A 15020-nucleotide genomic window follows, 5' to 3' on the forward strand; every position below is an offset into this window, starting at 1 on the left:
AGACCCCCTCTAGCTCTTTCGGATGATGGGTGCCTGCTGCCCTGTCAACAGTTCGTGCACGGCCGCCGCCGCGGCCGTGTTGGCCGCCGCCACTGCCACGGTGTCATTGCCCACCAGCCGCATCCACACGCCTGCATCTGTGGGCAGCGTGCTCACTCCGAAGATCAGGTCACCCCCGCTGTCGCTGATGGCCCGGTGCAGGGTGTCTGCGAGCAGCGCAGGGGGGACAAGAGGGGTGAAGACATAGAGCATTGCCAGCACATCGTGGTCAGCGAGCACGCCGAGACCCCGCACTCCGGCATCGGCCCCCGGTTCTCCCGTCCCGGGACTGAGCCGCAGGCGGTCCAGGGCAACCAGGCGGCCATCCGGCCGCCGGACCTCGAGATCGGAGGCATACACGTCGTAGGCGTGCCGCTCACCGCGCGCGAGCCGGCCGGCGTACACGGTCTCGCCCAGCAGGAGGGTGGCCGACTCATCGATGACCACCGCCGTCTGCTGGTAAAAGCGTGAGTCAGCGAAGGGCACAACGGGTTCGGGCAGGTATTCCACATACGCGTCCTCTTCGACCGTGATGTTCATGATCGCGGACGCATAGTCGTGCTCCATGCGGTAGACGCGTGTTTGGGTTTGGCTGGTCACATGCGCCGATGTACCGGAACCGAAGCTCAAATCTGTGCGCAGCCGGTCACCGTGCAGAACGCCGCCGCCCGATGACATCATATAGGTATAGGGCATGTCCGGGCGCAGCTGGTTGAAGTACAGCGGGTGCATGATCTGAAGCGGCGATTTCTGGTAGTGCTGCACCAGCTCGGTGCGCCCGCGGTTGCGGGCAAACCCAAGCTGCAGAACGCCAACTTTGCCCGGGCTGCCCACGGGCAGGGTTGGCACCCCGGCATGCCGCAGCACCTCCTCGGGTACCCTCGCCGGCTCGTAGAACGCCGGCTGGAGGCGATATCCGCCCGGGTATGGTGCCCGAAGCCCGTCCTGACCGGCTTGGTCAGCCGCCCGGCGGGGCAGGGGACTTGCAGGGGTGAGCCCGTCATCACCGCTACGGGCATCCCCGGGGGCTTCAGGCAGGGCTCGGGGTTCCGTTGCTCTGAGCGTCATCCGATGAGCTCGGTTCTGGCACCGTTCCACTGGGTCATGATCTCCCGGTGGAGTTCGTCGACGCCGAACCCGGTAAGCGAGTTGGTCAGCACCACGGGCCTGTCCTCACGCACCCGGTGTGCATCGGACTCCATCACGTTGAGGTCGGTGCGCACGTACTGCGCAATATCGATCTTGTTAATCACCAGGATGTCGCTGTCGGTGATGCCGGGACCGCGCTTGCGCGGCATCTTCTCGCCCTCGGCGGTGTCCAGCACGAACACGAAGACGTCGGCAAGCGCCGGCGAGAAGGTAAGCGTCAGATTGTCCCCGCCCGACTCGTAAATGAGGGTGTCAATGTCAGGGAACCGTTCCAGCATTTCGGCACCGACGGCCAGATTCATGGTGGGGTCATCACGCACCGCCGTATGGGGGCAGGACCCGGTCTCCACGCCAACAACGCGTTCGGGATCAAGGATGCCTGCGAGCTCCCGGCGTACGTGGTGGGCGTCCTCCTGGGTGTAGATGTCGTTCGTGATGACGCCGGGAGTGCGTCCGGCCTCGATCAGCAGCGGCACCAGCGCCTCCGTCAGCGCCGTTTTGCCGCTGCCAACAGGCCCGCCGATCCCGATCCTCAATACGTTCTCGCTCATACGTTCCTCAATTCCTTCAAATCCGTTGTTGTATGTCTGCGTTCTCAGCTGGCAAACAGCCGTGCCTCGGCCCGCTCATGCTGGGCGGACATGACGTCGGCCATGGGCGCGCAGCCGCCAAGGTCCGCGAGGTCGCGTTCAAGGGCGGCCTCCGTTGCCTGTTCAATCACGCCGGCCGTTTCCCGCAGGATGCCCTGCGCGTGCCGGTGATCGGTCAGCCGAAGCCGCAGGGCGGCACCGACAAAGCTCGCACAAAAAGCAAACAGGTCCGATGCCACTGCTTCCCGAGTGGCCACTCCGTTGGCTGCATACACCACCGCCGTCACCACCGGCTGGCAGCCGGGCGTCCTGCGCAGCCGCACCCGCTCGGCGTACTCAGCGAGCAGCGGGTGGTCAATTAGCTCCGCGCCAAGGTCGATCAGCTGGTGCCCGCTGCGCACGGAAACCGTGCGCAGCTCGGTGTTCAGCTTCGACGCGAACAACCGCTGATCGACCTCCTGGACGAGCTCGACGTCGTCGTTCACCGCAGCGCGGTGCGCTGCGGCGAGCGCCGTTGCGTCCCCTGGTCCGACGGAGTGCAGCAGCAGGTCGGCGAGCAGCGGCTGCACTCCGTCGCGGGACACAAGCCGTGCCTGGCTAAAGGCCTCGAGCCCGTGGGACATCGTGTAGAAGCCGCTGGGAAATGCCGAGTCCGTGAACTGGAGGCTGGTCAGCAACTGTTGTACATCCGACATGGGCGCCCCTACGCGAGGAAGAACAGCTGGGTCAGCGGCAGGGTCTGCGCCGGTGGAATCGTGGCCAGCGTGCCGTCATAGGTCACGTCGTAGGTCTCAGGGTCAACCTCGATGTGCGGCGTCGCGCTGTTGCGTACCATGTTCTCCTTGCCGAGGCCGCGGCAGCCGTGAACCGGAAGTATCTGGCTCTCCAGCCCGAGCCGCTCGGGAACACCCTTGTCGATGGCCGCCTTCGACATGAACGTCGCCCGCGTGCTCTGCAGCGTCTTGCCCTGGGCGCCGAACATGGGCCGGTAAAACACCGGCTGCGGTGTTGGCAGCGAGGCGTTCGGGTCGCCCATCAAAGCCCAGTTGATCAGGCCTCCCTTGACGATCAGCTTGGGCTTGGCGCCGAAGGAACCCACAGGCCAGAGCACGATATCGGCCATCTTGCCCGTTTCCAGCGAGCCGATGTAGTCGGACACACCCTGTGTAATGGCCGGGTTGATCGTGATCTTGGCGAGATAGCGCAGTACCCGGAAGTTGTCGTTGTCCGCACTGTCTTCCGGAAGAGTTCCGCGCTGGTCCTTGCAGTGGTGGGCAATCTGGAAGGTTCGCATGAACGACTCTCCGATGCGCCCCATGGCCTGGGAATCGGAGGAAACCATCGAAATGATCCCCTCGTCATGGAAAACCGTCTCGGCCGAGATCGTCTCGGCCCGCACGCGGGAGTCGGCGAAGGCTACGTCTTCGGGGATGTCATGCGAGAGGTGGTGGCAGACCATCACCATGTCCAGCAGCTCGTCAACGGAGTTGGCGGTGTAGGGCAGGGTGGGGTTCGTCGAGGACGGGAGTACGTTGGGGTGGCCGGCCACCTTGATGATGTCCGGTGCGTGCCCGCCGCCGGCACCCTCGGTGTGGAAGGTGTGGATGGTGCGGCCGTCGATGGCATCGAGGGTGTTCTCGACATAACCGGCCTCGTTGAGGCTGTCAGTGTGCACCGAAATCTGCACGTCGTAGGCGTCGGCGACGGAGAGCGCGTTGCTGAGGGCGGCGGGTGTGGAACCGTAGTCCTCATGCACCTTGAGTCCGCATGCCCCGCCCTGGACCTGTTCGATCAGGGCCTCGGGCAGTGATCCGTTGCCCTTGCCGAGGAAACCCATGTTCACCGGCATCGCCTCGGCTGATTCCAGCAGCCGGGCCAGGTTCCACACACCAGGGGTGGTTGTGACGCCGTTGGTGCCGTCGGTTGGTCCCGTTCCGCCGCCAAAGAGGGTGGTGATGCCGTTGGAGAGGGCGGCCAGCGCCTGTTCCGGCGAGATGTAGTGCACGTGCGAGTCGATGCCGCCGGCGGTGGCGATGAGATGCTCCCCGGCCAGCAATTCGGTGCCCGGGCCAACCACAAGGCGCGGATCCACTCCGTTCATGGTGTGCGGGTTGCCCGATTTGCCGATCCCGGCGATCTTTCCGTCGCGCACACCGATGTCGCCCTTAACAACGCCGAGCACCGGATCCAGGATGATGGCGTTGGTGATGACCAGGTCAAGCACACCCTCAGCGTCAGTCGCCGCCGGGTCCGCTGCCATGCCGTCACGGGCGGTTTTTCCGCCGCCGTAGACCACCTCGTCGCCGTAGTGGCCTTCGTTGTAGTCCTTCTCAATCTCGATCACCAGATTGGTGTCGGCCAAGTGGACCCGGTCGCCAACGGTGGGACCAAAGAGGTCCGTATATTGCTTGCGCGAGATGATAGCCATTACTTTTTCCCCTTTGATGCGTCGCCGGTTGCGCTGGCACTGGGTGTGGCGCTCGGTTTGCCGTTTTTGAATTCGAGTTCTTCCATTCGTGCCATCGCCCGGATCTTCGTTGCCGCCGAGTCGAGCCCGCCGTCCACGAGGTTGTTGAAGCCAACCACCCGCCGGGTTCCGGCGTACGCGGTGAGCGTCACTTCACGGGTGTCACCGGCCTCCAGCCGGATGCCGGTCCCCGCGGGCACGTCCAAATGCATGCCGTAGGCAAGTTCCCGTTCGAACAGAAGTGCCTTGTTGGCCTCGAAGAAGTGGAAGTGCGAGCCGATTTGTATCGCCCGGTCGCCGGTGTTGCTCACCAGCAGCGTGACGCTTCGCCTACCGGTGTTAATCTCGATGTCTTCGTCTTTGTGGTGATAAGTGGGGCTGCCCAGCATGGTGTTTCCTTCCCTAGCGGCGCGGAGCGGGGTCGCTGCGCACGGCGGTTCGGTGTAGGAGGGATCCGATCAATTCGAACGGATGGGGATGGGATGGTTGTGCGTGTGAGAGTCGGCCGCGCCGTGGTGATGCGTGTGGGAGTGACCGTTGGCCTCCTCAAAAGCGTGCGAGTGGGCGTAACCGTGACCGTGATCTGCCGCCAGGCCTGCCTCGATGCCGGTGCGGCCGTGGCTTAGATTGTGCAGCGCATCGCGGATCCGCTCGCGGATAACACGCAGCACCGCCTGCTCGCTCAGCAGTGCACCGTAGAACTCGGCATCGGTGAAACCACCCTCGCCGAACGGCACGGCTTCCCCGCGCACGCTCGCCACCCGCCTAAAACCTGCGGGGACGACGACGGTCTGCGCGCTGCCGAGCAGCCGCAGCCGGTTCAGTGCCGTCAGCAGTCCGCTTGCGTCGTCGACGGTCGCCGTCTCCACCGGGTTGCCCGCGCCGTGCGTGCGCACCAGATGTGTGATGCGGTGGAGCTCGGCGTCATCGAAGGGGTTGGCAGCATCCGCAAAGATCAGGACAGCCGCCTCCGGTGCACGCCGGCGCACCTCAGTGGCGGCAGCCCGAAGCCACGCCGTGAGATGGTCGCCGGTGCCAAAGGCGTCGGCCAGAACCATTGGGACGGGGGAGGACGCCCCAGCGGTATCACTGGAACTTCGCTGCACGCCGAGCCAGCTAAGCGTCTTCGCGGTATCGGCAACCAAAGTCGGATTGCGGCCGAAGGTCATGGGCAGCACGACGATCGGTGCCGGCTCTGCGCCCGAACCACTCCGACCTCGCCCGCGCAGGTGCGTGAGCGTGTTGTGCAACGGCCGGCCGGCCGGGGTAATGAGAGCACCGGGAACCAACTCCGCCGCGAAGGAGAGATCCGTTCCGTTGTTACTCTCGTGTCCTCCGACCAGCACCACGGCCGCTTGGGACTCGAGGGGCTGAGTCAATTCATACCCCGATGGGATCGTGGCAGGAGACGAGCTTGCTGCCGTCCACGAACGTTGCCTCAACCTGCAGGAGGGGCAGCCGCTGACGCACGCCGTCCATGCACTGGCTTTCTGAGACGATGGTCTTGCCGAGCTCCATCACCTCGGCAACGGTCCGGCCGTCGCGGGCACCTTCCAGAATCGCCTCGCAAATGAGAGCGGTGGCTTCGCTGACATTCAGTTTGGTTCCGCGCTCGCGCCGCTTACGGGCCAAATCGGCCACCTGGTATATGTACAGCTTGTCTATTTCTTTTGGAGTGAGGTCCATTGCTTCACCTTTTGCCGCAGTTGCGATCACTTTGTTTGTGCTCGGCACACCGGCCGAGCTCGCGTAAGGGAGACGCTACGCGCAGCAATTGGCAGCCAACACCCTCATGTCCGGAACTGGGGCGGTACGGTGCAGAGAAATCCCGGCGTTCATTTTGTACGTCGCACAGGCACAAAAAATCCGTGTTCCCCTTGACTTTCCAAAGGGAACACGGATTTTTTGTGGACCGGTGCCAAGCCGGCTCGGGCTTAGGACTCCAGCGTGGCGTCCAGCGAGATCTTGATGCCGGCAAGTGCCTGTGACACGGGGCAGCCGCTCTTCGCGGCCTCCGCGATGTCCGTGAATTCCTCGGCGGTCAGGCCGGGGACCACGGCGGTGACCTTCAGTCGGCTTTCGGTGATGCCGGTGCCGGGAACAAAAGTCACGTCTGCCGAGGTCTCGATGCGTTCGGCGGTCTTGCCGGCTTCGGCCAGTCCATTGCTGAAGGCCATGGAGAAGCAGGCGGAGTGGGCAGCTGCAATTAACTCTTCGGGGCTGGTCTTGCCGTTGGCTTCCTCGGCACGCGCCTTCCACGTGACGTCGTAGGTGCCCAGGCCGGAGCTGTCGAGGGTGACATCCCCTTTGCCGTTGAAGAGGTCGCCGTTCCAGACGGTGTGGGCTGAGCGGACTGTAGCCATGGGAGCTCCTTAAAAGCGGATGGGGCGAAGGCCGGCAGGCGCCGGCGCTTCACCCCATACTATTCAGTGATGTACAGCTGTTACCACATGGTGGCGACGGCGATGTTGACCACCGTCAGGATGCCGACGCCGTTGGCGAGAACCTTGCTGACAGGCTCGCCCTTCTTGTACTTGCGCTGGCCGATGAAGGCCATGACGGCAATGACAAGCGCCAGTGTGAGCTTGACGGCAATCTTGATGTGGTTGACGTCGTAGTCGTCCATCTCAGCCAGGCCCACCAGGAGAAGGCCGGTCACCAGCTGCAGGAGTGCGCCGTGGAACTGCCCGGGCATCACGGTGGGGTTCTTGATCTTGGCAAACCAGAGGCCGACGATGATGGCCGCGCCGAGGATGTGCAGGAATACGAGAAAGCTCTGTAGGAAGTCCATATCTCCAGCTTACGGACACCCTGTCAGCATTTTCGAACTAAGCGGACTGAACTGCGGTAACTATTCGACAACATGTAGAAAAGGGCGCCTCCCTCACGGGAAGCGCCCTTTCAATGGCAGCTCAACGGCAGCGAGCTAAGGACTAGAGTCCCAGGTCTGCCTCGAAGTTGCCTTCTTCAAGCCGTGCCTTGAGCGTCTGCAGGAAGCGTCCTGCGTCGGCGCCGTCCACCAGGCGGTGGTCGTAGGACAGGGACAGGTACATCATGGAGCGGATGGCGATGGTGTCATTGCCTTCGGCGTCCGTCAGGACGACGGGACGCTTGACGATGGCGCCGGTGCCCAGGATGCCCACCTGCGGCTGGTTGATGATCGGGGTGTCGAACAGGGCACCCACGGAACCAATGTTGGTGATGGTGAAGGTTCCGCCGGACAGCTCATCCGGTCCGATCTTTCCGGCCTTGGTGCGCGCACCGACGTCGCCGATGCGCTTGGCCAGACCGGCAATGTTCAGGTCGCCGGCATCCGCGATCACGGGGACCAGCAGGCCCTTTTCGGTGTCCACGGCAATCGCGAGGTGCTCGGAGTCGTGGTACGTGATCTGCTGGGCGTCCGAGTCGTAGGACGCGTTCAGCTTCGGGTGCTGCTTCAGTGCCTCGGTGACGGCCTTGGCAATGAAGGGCAGGAAGGTGAGCTTGGCGCCGTTCTGCTCCAGGAAGGAGTTCTTGGCCGAGGCACGCAGCTTGGCGATGCGCGTCATGTCCACTTCCTGGACCTGGGTCAGCTGGGCAGAGACCTGCAGTGATTCGACCATGCGGCGGGCGATCGTCTGGCGGATCCGCGGTGCCTTGACCGCGGTGCCGCGCAGCTTGGCGCTTTCGTCGCTGATCTTTGCCGGTGCAGCCTTGTCCGAGGACGAGGCTGCTGCGGGAGCAGCAGCGGGGGCCGGTGCGGAGTCCGCAGCCTTCTTGGCTTCGGCGGCTTCCAGGACATCCTGCTTGCGGATGCGGCCGGCTACGCCGGAGCCCTTGACCGTGGAGAGATCCACGCCGTGCTGGTTCGCAAGCTTGCGCACCAGCGGAGTGACGTAGGTACCCTCGGAATCAGCGGCAGCGGGAGCTTCCTGCTTGGGAGCGTCCTGCTTCGGAGCTTCGGCCTTGGGCTCAGGCTTCTTCTCCTCCTGCTTCGGAGCTTCCTGCTTGGGGGCTTCCTTCTTCTCCGGTTCGACGGCCGGAGCTTCGCGCTCGTCCTTCGACGCTGCTGCAACCGGCTCGGCTGCCTTGGGCTCGGCCTTGGCCGGAGCGGCGGAACCGGAACCGATGACGGCAAGGACAGCGCCAACCTCGGCGGTGTCATCCTCGTTCACCCGGATTTCCAGCAGCTTGCCGGCAACGGGGGAGGGGATCTCGGTGTCAACCTTGTCGGTGGAAACCTCCAGCAGCGGCTCGTCCATTTCGACGTCGTCGCCCACGGCCTTCAGCCAGCGGGTGACGGTGCCTTCGGTAACGGACTCGCCCAGGGCGGGGAGGGTTACTTCGGTGCCTTCGCCGTCGCCGGAATCGGCGGAAGCGGAGTCGGAAGACTCGGCGGGAGCTTCCTCTGCCGGGGCCTCTTCGGAAGCGGGAGCCTCTTCGGCTGCGGGTGCTTCTTCAGCGGCGCTGCCGCCGTCGTTCTTTGAATCAGCTGAACCGGAGCCGTCGCCGATGCGTACGAGCGCCTCGCCAACTTCAGCGGTTTCGTCTTCGGCCACGAGGATTTCCTCGATGACGCCGGCCACGGGGGACGGGATTTCGGTGTCGACCTTGTCGGTGGACACTTCCAGCAGCGGCTCGTCTACCGCGACGGTGTCGCCGACGGCCTTGAGCCAGCGGGTGACGGTGCCTTCGGTGACGCTTTCACCAAGGGCGGGTAAGTTCACGGTTTCAGACATATTGTCCCCGTTTCTCCTTATTAGATCTTTTGAACCAGCCGTACCGCTGGTGCTGGTGGTGGAAAGCCTAGTGCACCCGGGGTTTGCGGGCCCGGGTGCACCGGGCGGTAATTCTTTGCTTAGCCGTGCAGGGGCTTGCCGGCGAGGGCCATGGCGGCCTCGCCGAGGGCTTCGTTCTGCGTGGGGTGGGCGTGCAGCAGGCTGGCCAGGTCTTCCGGGTAGGCCTCCCAGTTCACGATCAGCTGTGCTTCACCGATCTGCTCGCCGATGCGGCCGCCGATCATGTGGACACCAACAATGGGGCCGTTCTTTTCGCGGACCATCTTGATCAGGCCGGAGGAGCCCAGGATGGAGGTCTTGCCGTTGCCGGCAAGGTTGTATTCCTGGACCTGGACGTTGTCATCGCCGAGCTTGGCCTTGGCAGCCTTCTCTGTCAGGCCCACGGAAGCGATTTCAGGCTCGCAGTAGGTCACCTTGGGGATGTTGACGTCTTCGACGATGACCGGCTTAAGGCCGGCGATTTCCTCTGCCACGAAGATGCCCTGCTGGAAGCCGCGGTGGGCCAGCTGCAGGCCGGGAACAATGTCACCCACGGCGTAAACGTTGCCGACGCCGGTGTGCAGGCGCTCGTTGGTGATGACGAAGCCGCGGTCCATGGTGAGGCCCGCTTCCTCGTAGCCCAGGTTGGCGGTGACCGGTCCGCGGCCCACGGCCACGAGCATCAGGTCCGCTTCGTAGGTCTTGCCGTCCGCCAGGGTGACGACCACGCCGTCGTCGTTCTGCTGGACGTTGTCGAAGAAGATGCCGGTGCTGAACTTGATGCCGCGCTTCTTGTAGGCGCGCTCAAGCTGCTTGATGATGGCAGCGTCCTCGTTCGGGACCAGCGACGGGAGGCCTTCGATGATGGTGACGTCCACGCCGAAGGAGTTCCAGACCGAGGCGAACTCGACGCCGATGACGCCGCCGCCGAGGATGATCGCGCTCTTGGGAACGGTGTCCATCTTCAGCGCCTGGTCGGAGGTGATGACCTTGCCGCCGATTTCCAGTCCCGGCAGTGAACGGGAGTAGGAGCCGGTGGCCAGGATGATGTTGGCGCCGGTGTAGGTCTCGCCGTTGACCTCAATGGTCTTTTCGCTGGTGAGCTTGCCTTCACCCTCGATGACCGTGATGCCCTTGGACTTGATCAGGCCCTGAAGGCCGCGGAACTTGCCCGCAATGATGTTGTCCTTGTAGGAATTCACGGCCGTCATGTCGATCGAATCGAACGTGGCGTTGATGCCGTACTTCGATGCGGTCTTGGCGTTTTCGGCAATCTCGGCCGAGTGCAGCAGGGCCTTGGTGGGGATGCAGCCGTTGTGCAGGCAGGTGCCGCCCAGCTTTCCCTTTTCGATGAGTCCTACAGAGAAACCCAGCTCCACGGAGCGAAGGGCAGCGGCGTAGCCACCACTTCCTCCTCCGAGGATCAGGATGTCGAATTCTTGCGCAGTTGCCTTTTCGGCCACTTGGACGCTCCCTCGCGTAATCGGTGACGCACATGGGCGCGTCGTTTTAGTGATTTGGGCGGTTGTGATCGTCTCTCACACTATCCCGCCGGCTGGGCTGCATCCACTCAGTGAAGTCCCGCCGGCGGGAAGTGTAAGGAGAAACACCACGCCGATTGCTTATTCCCGGTGGCTCCCGAAGAAGTCCGGTGCTATATGCCTGTCTTAGACGGAGCGGGCGACGACGTCTTCCGCGTAGGCCACCAGCGTGCGGACCGCGACGCCGGTGCCCTCCTTGGGCGTGTAGCCGTACGGGGAACCCTCGTTGAACGCCGGTCCGGCGATGTCGAGATGGGCCCACGGGATCTTGACGCCGTCCACTTCGCCGACGAACTCGCGCAGGAACGATGCAGCTGTCATCATGCCGCCGAAACGCTCGCCGTGGTTGGCGATATCCGCAACCTGGGAATCGAGGGAGGCACGCAGTTCTTCGGGGATGGGCATCGGCCAGAACAGCTCTCCGGCGCGGTCCGCGGCGGCCTTGACGGCGTCGCGCACTCCTTCCTCGCCCATGACGGCCGAGACGCGGTTGCCCAGGGCGATCATCTGCGCACCCGTGAGGGTGGCGACGTCGATCAGCACGTCGGGAGCTTCTTCCGATGCAGCCACGAGGCCGTCGGCCATGACCAGGCGGCCCTCGGCGTCCGTGTTCAGCACTTCCACGGTGCGTCCGCCGTAGGTGGTCATGACGTCGCCCGGACGCTGTGCGGTGCCCGAGGGCATGTTCTCGGCAAGGCACAGCCACGCGGTGACCTTGACGGGCAGGCCCAGCTCGGCGATGGCCAGCAGGGCGTTCAGAACGACGGCGGCTCCGCCCATGTCGCACTTCATGGTCTGCATTCCGGCGGAGGGCTTCAGGGAGAGGCCGCCCGAATCAAAGGTGATGCCCTTGCCCACCAGGGCCAGCTTGGCTTTGGCCCGCAGGGGTGCATACTCGACCTTGACCATCCGCGGCGGCCGGGAGGATCCCTTGCCCACGCCAATAAGGCCGCCGAAACCGTCACGCTCCAGCTTCTTTTCGTCCATCACGGTGATCTTGACCTTGGCGGAGAGCGGCTTGGCCAGGTCCTTGGCCGCAGCTGCGAACGTCTCGGGGTACAGGTGGCTTGGGGGCTGGTTGACCAGGGTCCGGGTGGCGTTGACGGCACGGGCCAGAATGCGGGCACGTTCCAGGGCCGGCTTCAGTGCCTTGTCCTCGGCGGCGGGCGTGACAACAATGATGTTGTTGACCGGCTCCTTGATCTTTGCCTTATCGGTGCGGTGTTCGCTGTAACCGTAGGCGCCGAAGAGGGCGCCCTCTGCGACGGCGGCGGCGTCCGCCACCGTCGCGGCCGGCAGGGCCAGTGCAACGGATTCGGTGCCGGCCAGCTGGCGCACTGCGGATCCGGCCGCACGGCGCAGGGCTTCGGAGCTTAGGGGATCTCCGGCGCTGACCTTGCCTACGCCGGCAAGAACGAGCGTCTGGGCTTCGAGTTCCGGCAGCCCGGGAAGGCGGTGGATCTCATCGGATGCGCCGGTGACTCCCAGCAGGGGCAGCGATGCCGCGAGTGCGGAGGCGGCCTTGGAGCTCAGCGGGCTGTCGATCAACACGGGGCCGCCCGGCGTCTGGCCGATACCCACGACGAGGGCCTGGGCGGGCACCTTCTGCACGTCCTTGGAAGTCACCGTTAGATTTGGCTCGTTCGTTTTCACCACGAAGTTACATCCTTACGTTCACAAAATGTTGGTTGGTGCCGCGTTTTGGGGCGCGGCCCGCGTCCTGCCGGTGCGGTTCCTTGTTACCGATCGTAGTCTCTTGGCTGCGGCGCGTGTTTGTCCGGCGGCGCGGCGGGCAAACACGCAGCGGACAGCGGGTGGGCGGACCCCGCGCAGACGGCGCCTGTGCGCGGGCGGAGTCCGGGAATGAAATGCGGGGACGGGGACGTTTACGCTTGAGAAGACAGCGCATCCGCGCTGACCCGCCGTTCCGGGTTTCACCCGCGGCGGGAAGATCTCCACATTTGTCGAAAGTCCAACGCGCATGGAAGCACAGAAGGGGAAGACATGCTTGATCCGCTGACCCTGTTCAATCTGAATCCGGAGGTGGCCGACGACGCCGCCCTGCACGGATTGCAGCTTCTCGTGGGCTTTACCGGTTTTGCCGAGGCAGGCCACGTGGTTTCCCAGATCCGCGACGAGCTGCTGGAAAATCTTGAGCACGATGTGGTGGCATCCTTCGATTCGGATCAGCTCATCGACTACCGTGCCCGCCGGCCCCAGATCTCGTTCGTGGAAGATCATCTGGCCGACTACGAACCTCCCCAGCTGAACCTGTACCGGATGTATGACGGCCTTGGAGAACCTTTCCTGTTTCTGACCGGTTTCGAACCGGACGTGCAGTGGGAACGTTTTGCCGCGGCAGTGGTGCACCTGGCCAGGACCTTCGATGTGGAAATGATGAGCTGGATCCATTCGATTCCCATGCCGGTGCCTCACACCCGCCCCGTTGGCGTGACCGTCCACGGCAACCGCCCGGATCTCATGGCCGGCATCAGCGCGTGGCGTCCCCAGGCGCAGATACAGGCTGCGGTGGGACACGTTCTGGAGCTGCGCCTCACGCAGGCGGGGTTCGACGTCGTCGGCCATGCCATGCACGTGCCGCACTATCTGGCGGAGGCGGAGTTCCCGCCGGCTGCCGTGGCCGGTTTGGAATACCTGGGCGCCGCTGCATCCCTGGTGCTTCCCACGGACAGGCTCCGTGAAGCCGGACGTGACGTGGAACGCCAAATCGCCCAGCAGGTGGAGGCGTCTGCGGAGGTCAAGGGTGTCGTGGCTACCCTTGAGAAGCGGTATGACGAGTACGCGGAGAGCACTGTGCGCCGTTCGCTGCTCGTGAAGGACAATGATGAGTTGGCGGACGCCGAGGAACTTGGTGCCGCCGTCGAGGCCTATTTGGCGAGCCCGCAGGCGGAAGAGGAGTCCGAAGCGCTGCGGCCTGAGACTACAGCCGATACAACGGAGGACGCAGAAACTGGTGGGAATGCTGATGCTTCCGGGCAAGCTGGGACTTCCGAACAGGCAGACACCTCCGGACCCTTCGATCAGGGGACGGGCCCCAAGAATTAGCCTGGCGGTGCGCAAATGAATTCAACGCGCGCCTGGTTCGTCTGGGGTATCAGTGTCCTGGCCTATCTGGCCGCGGTCACGCAGCGCACCACTTTCGGCGTTGCCGGCCTGGAAGCCACCGCCCGGTTCGAGGCCACGGCATCCATCCTCTCGGTCTTTACGGTGGTGCAGCTGCTGGTGTATGCCGCGCTGCAGATTCCGGTGGGCGTGCTGGTGGACCGGTTCGGCCCCCGTCTCCTGATAGCGGCAGGAGCGGCCCTCATGGTGGGCGGACAGCTGCAGCTGGCCGCGGCGGATTCCGTCGGGGCGGGTATTCTCGGCCGTTCTTTGGTGGGGGCCGGTGATGCGCTGACCTTCATTAGTGTGCTGCGCCTGCTGCCGGCCTGGTTCAGCGGCCGTTCCATTCCGGTCCTGACCCAGTGGACCGGCATCATCGGACAGCTGGGACAAATCGCCAGTGCCGTCCCCTTCGCCTTTGTCCTGCACCGGTTCGGGTGGAGCACGGCGTTTGTGTCGGCTGCTTCCCTGTCCGTGCTGATCCTGGTCCTCACCCTGGTCTTTGTCCGCAACCGGCCTGCCGGGGTGCCGCGTCCGGTGCTTCTTCCGCTGCGCCAGAGCGCCACATCGCTGGCTGAAGCGTGGCGGCAGCCCGGCACCCGGCTGGGAATGTGGACGCACTTCACGATCCAGTTCCCCGGCACAGTTTTCATCCTGATGTGGGGATTCCCCTATCTGGTCAGCGCAGAGGGACTGGAATCGTCCTGGGCGTCTGCGCTGATGACGCTCTTCGTGGTGGTGGCGATCATCTGCGGACCCTGGCTGGGTTCCTGGGTGGGCCGCCATCCGCTCCGCCGCTCCACCATGGTCCTCCTCATTGCCGCTGCCATGGCCAGTGCCTGGCTGGCCGTGCTGCTCTATCCGGGTCCGGCACCGATGTGGCTGCTGGCGCTGCTGGTGGCGGTCCTGGCCATCGGCGGACCGGGCTCGATGATCGGGTTCGACTTTGCCCGTACCTACAACCCCGGCCACCGGCTGGGAACGGCCACAGGCATCGTCAACGTGGGCGGGTTCATTGCTTCCCTGATTTCCATGTACCTCATAGGAGTGGTGCTGGACATCCTGAATGCCCGCGGCTTTAGCGGGGGAGACCTGTATGCCCTGGAGTCCTTCCGCATTGCGCTGGCAGTCCAGCTGCTGGTGATGGCCGTGGGGGTGGTCGGAATTCTCCGCACCCGGGCACGCGTGCGTGCACGGATGGCCGACGACGGACTCAAGCTGCCTTCGCTGCGGCAGGCCATCGCCCGTGAGCGTCAGCGGAAACAATCCGAGCGCGGGGTACGGCAGGCTGTCCGGCAGGAACAGGGGGCGTCCGGGTCCCGGGAGGGTACGGACGCCGGCTGACCGGAGCCGC

Annotated in this window: 14 protein-coding genes; 2 read left to right on the top strand and 12 right to left on the bottom strand. The window is 64.3% G+C overall.

The genetic code is table 11. The annotated features are described in order from the left end of the window. Nucleotides 1-9: 9 nt before the first annotated feature. The 12 genes from KG104_RS07075 to KG104_RS07130 all read right to left on the bottom strand — a co-directional run bounded on the left by KG104_RS07075 (nucleotide 10) and on the right by KG104_RS07130 (nucleotide 12199). Nucleotides 10-1107, bottom strand: coding sequence for an urease accessory protein UreD (locus KG104_RS07075; protein ID WP_216202360.1), 1098 nt, complete (start codon nucleotides 1105-1107; stop codon nucleotides 10-12). Continuing rightward, nucleotides 1104-1739, bottom strand: coding sequence for an urease accessory protein UreG (gene ureG / locus KG104_RS07080; RefSeq protein WP_104054658.1), 636 nt, complete (start codon nucleotides 1737-1739; stop codon nucleotides 1104-1106). Before ureG ends, KG104_RS07075 begins: the two co-directional genes overlap by 4 nt. A 44-nt stretch (nucleotides 1740-1783) precedes the next feature. Beyond that, entirely contained in the window at nucleotides 1784-2473 is a 690-nt protein-coding gene (locus tag KG104_RS07085) for an urease accessory protein UreF (protein WP_207346562.1), read from the bottom strand. A gap of 8 nt (nucleotides 2474-2481) precedes the next feature. Next, nucleotides 2482-4206: an urease subunit alpha gene (ureC, locus tag KG104_RS07090; RefSeq protein ID WP_104054656.1), complete on the bottom strand. Its 1725-nt coding sequence runs from the start codon at nucleotides 4204-4206 to the stop codon at nucleotides 2482-2484. Continuing rightward, nucleotides 4206-4634, bottom strand: a complete 429-nt coding sequence (locus KG104_RS18200) for an urease subunit beta (RefSeq protein WP_207346563.1) — start codon at nucleotides 4632-4634, stop codon at nucleotides 4206-4208. The genes ureC and KG104_RS18200 overlap by 1 nt, the downstream gene beginning before the upstream one ends. Nucleotides 4635-4703: 69 nt before the next feature. Beyond that, nucleotides 4704-5624, bottom strand: coding sequence for a sirohydrochlorin chelatase family protein (locus tag KG104_RS07100; protein ID WP_207346564.1), 921 nt, complete (start codon nucleotides 5622-5624; stop codon nucleotides 4704-4706). A gap of 1 nt (nucleotide 5625) precedes the next feature. After that, entirely contained in the window at nucleotides 5626-5931 is a 306-nt protein-coding gene (locus KG104_RS07105) for an urease subunit gamma (protein ID WP_104054653.1), read from the bottom strand. Between the two features lie 248 nt (nucleotides 5932-6179). Next, entirely contained in the window at nucleotides 6180-6608 is a 429-nt protein-coding gene (locus KG104_RS07110) for an OsmC family protein (RefSeq protein ID WP_104054652.1), read from the bottom strand. 80 nt (nucleotides 6609-6688) lie between these two features. Next, on the bottom strand, nucleotides 6689-7036 hold the full coding sequence (locus KG104_RS07115; RefSeq protein WP_104054651.1) for a hypothetical protein: 348 nt from the start codon (nucleotides 7034-7036) through the stop codon (nucleotides 6689-6691). A 142-nt stretch (nucleotides 7037-7178) separates the two neighbouring features. Further along, on the bottom strand, nucleotides 7179-8963 hold the full coding sequence (sucB, locus tag KG104_RS07120; RefSeq protein WP_207346565.1) for a 2-oxoglutarate dehydrogenase, E2 component, dihydrolipoamide succinyltransferase: 1785 nt from the start codon (nucleotides 8961-8963) through the stop codon (nucleotides 7179-7181). A 119-nt stretch (nucleotides 8964-9082) separates the two neighbouring features. After that, nucleotides 9083-10465 carry a dihydrolipoyl dehydrogenase gene (gene lpdA / locus KG104_RS07125; protein WP_207346566.1) on the bottom strand — a complete coding sequence of 461 codons (1383 nt, stop codon included), beginning with the start codon at nucleotides 10463-10465 and terminating at the stop codon, nucleotides 9083-9085. A gap of 204 nt (nucleotides 10466-10669) precedes the next feature. Then, the gene (locus KG104_RS07130) at nucleotides 10670-12199 is read right to left on the bottom strand and encodes a leucyl aminopeptidase (protein ID WP_207346567.1); all 1530 of its coding nucleotides are present in this window, start codon (nucleotides 12197-12199) and stop codon (nucleotides 10670-10672) included. Between the two features lie 348 nt (nucleotides 12200-12547). On the opposite strand from KG104_RS07130, the gene KG104_RS07135 reads away from it, so the two are divergent. Both KG104_RS07135 and KG104_RS07140 read left to right on the top strand, forming a co-directional pair. Beyond that, nucleotides 12548-13609: a proteasome assembly chaperone family protein gene (locus KG104_RS07135; protein WP_104054647.1), complete on the top strand. Its 1062-nt coding sequence runs from the start codon at nucleotides 12548-12550 to the stop codon at nucleotides 13607-13609. 15 nt (nucleotides 13610-13624) lie between these two features. Further along, nucleotides 13625-15010 carry an MFS transporter gene (locus KG104_RS07140; protein ID WP_207346568.1) on the top strand — a complete coding sequence of 462 codons (1386 nt, stop codon included), beginning with the start codon at nucleotides 13625-13627 and terminating at the stop codon, nucleotides 15008-15010. Nucleotides 15011-15020: the final 10 nt, after the last annotated feature.

The organism is Arthrobacter sunyaminii (assembly GCF_018866305.1).
Taxonomy (GTDB): Bacteria; Actinomycetota; Actinomycetes; order Actinomycetales; family Micrococcaceae; genus Arthrobacter_B; species Arthrobacter_B sunyaminii.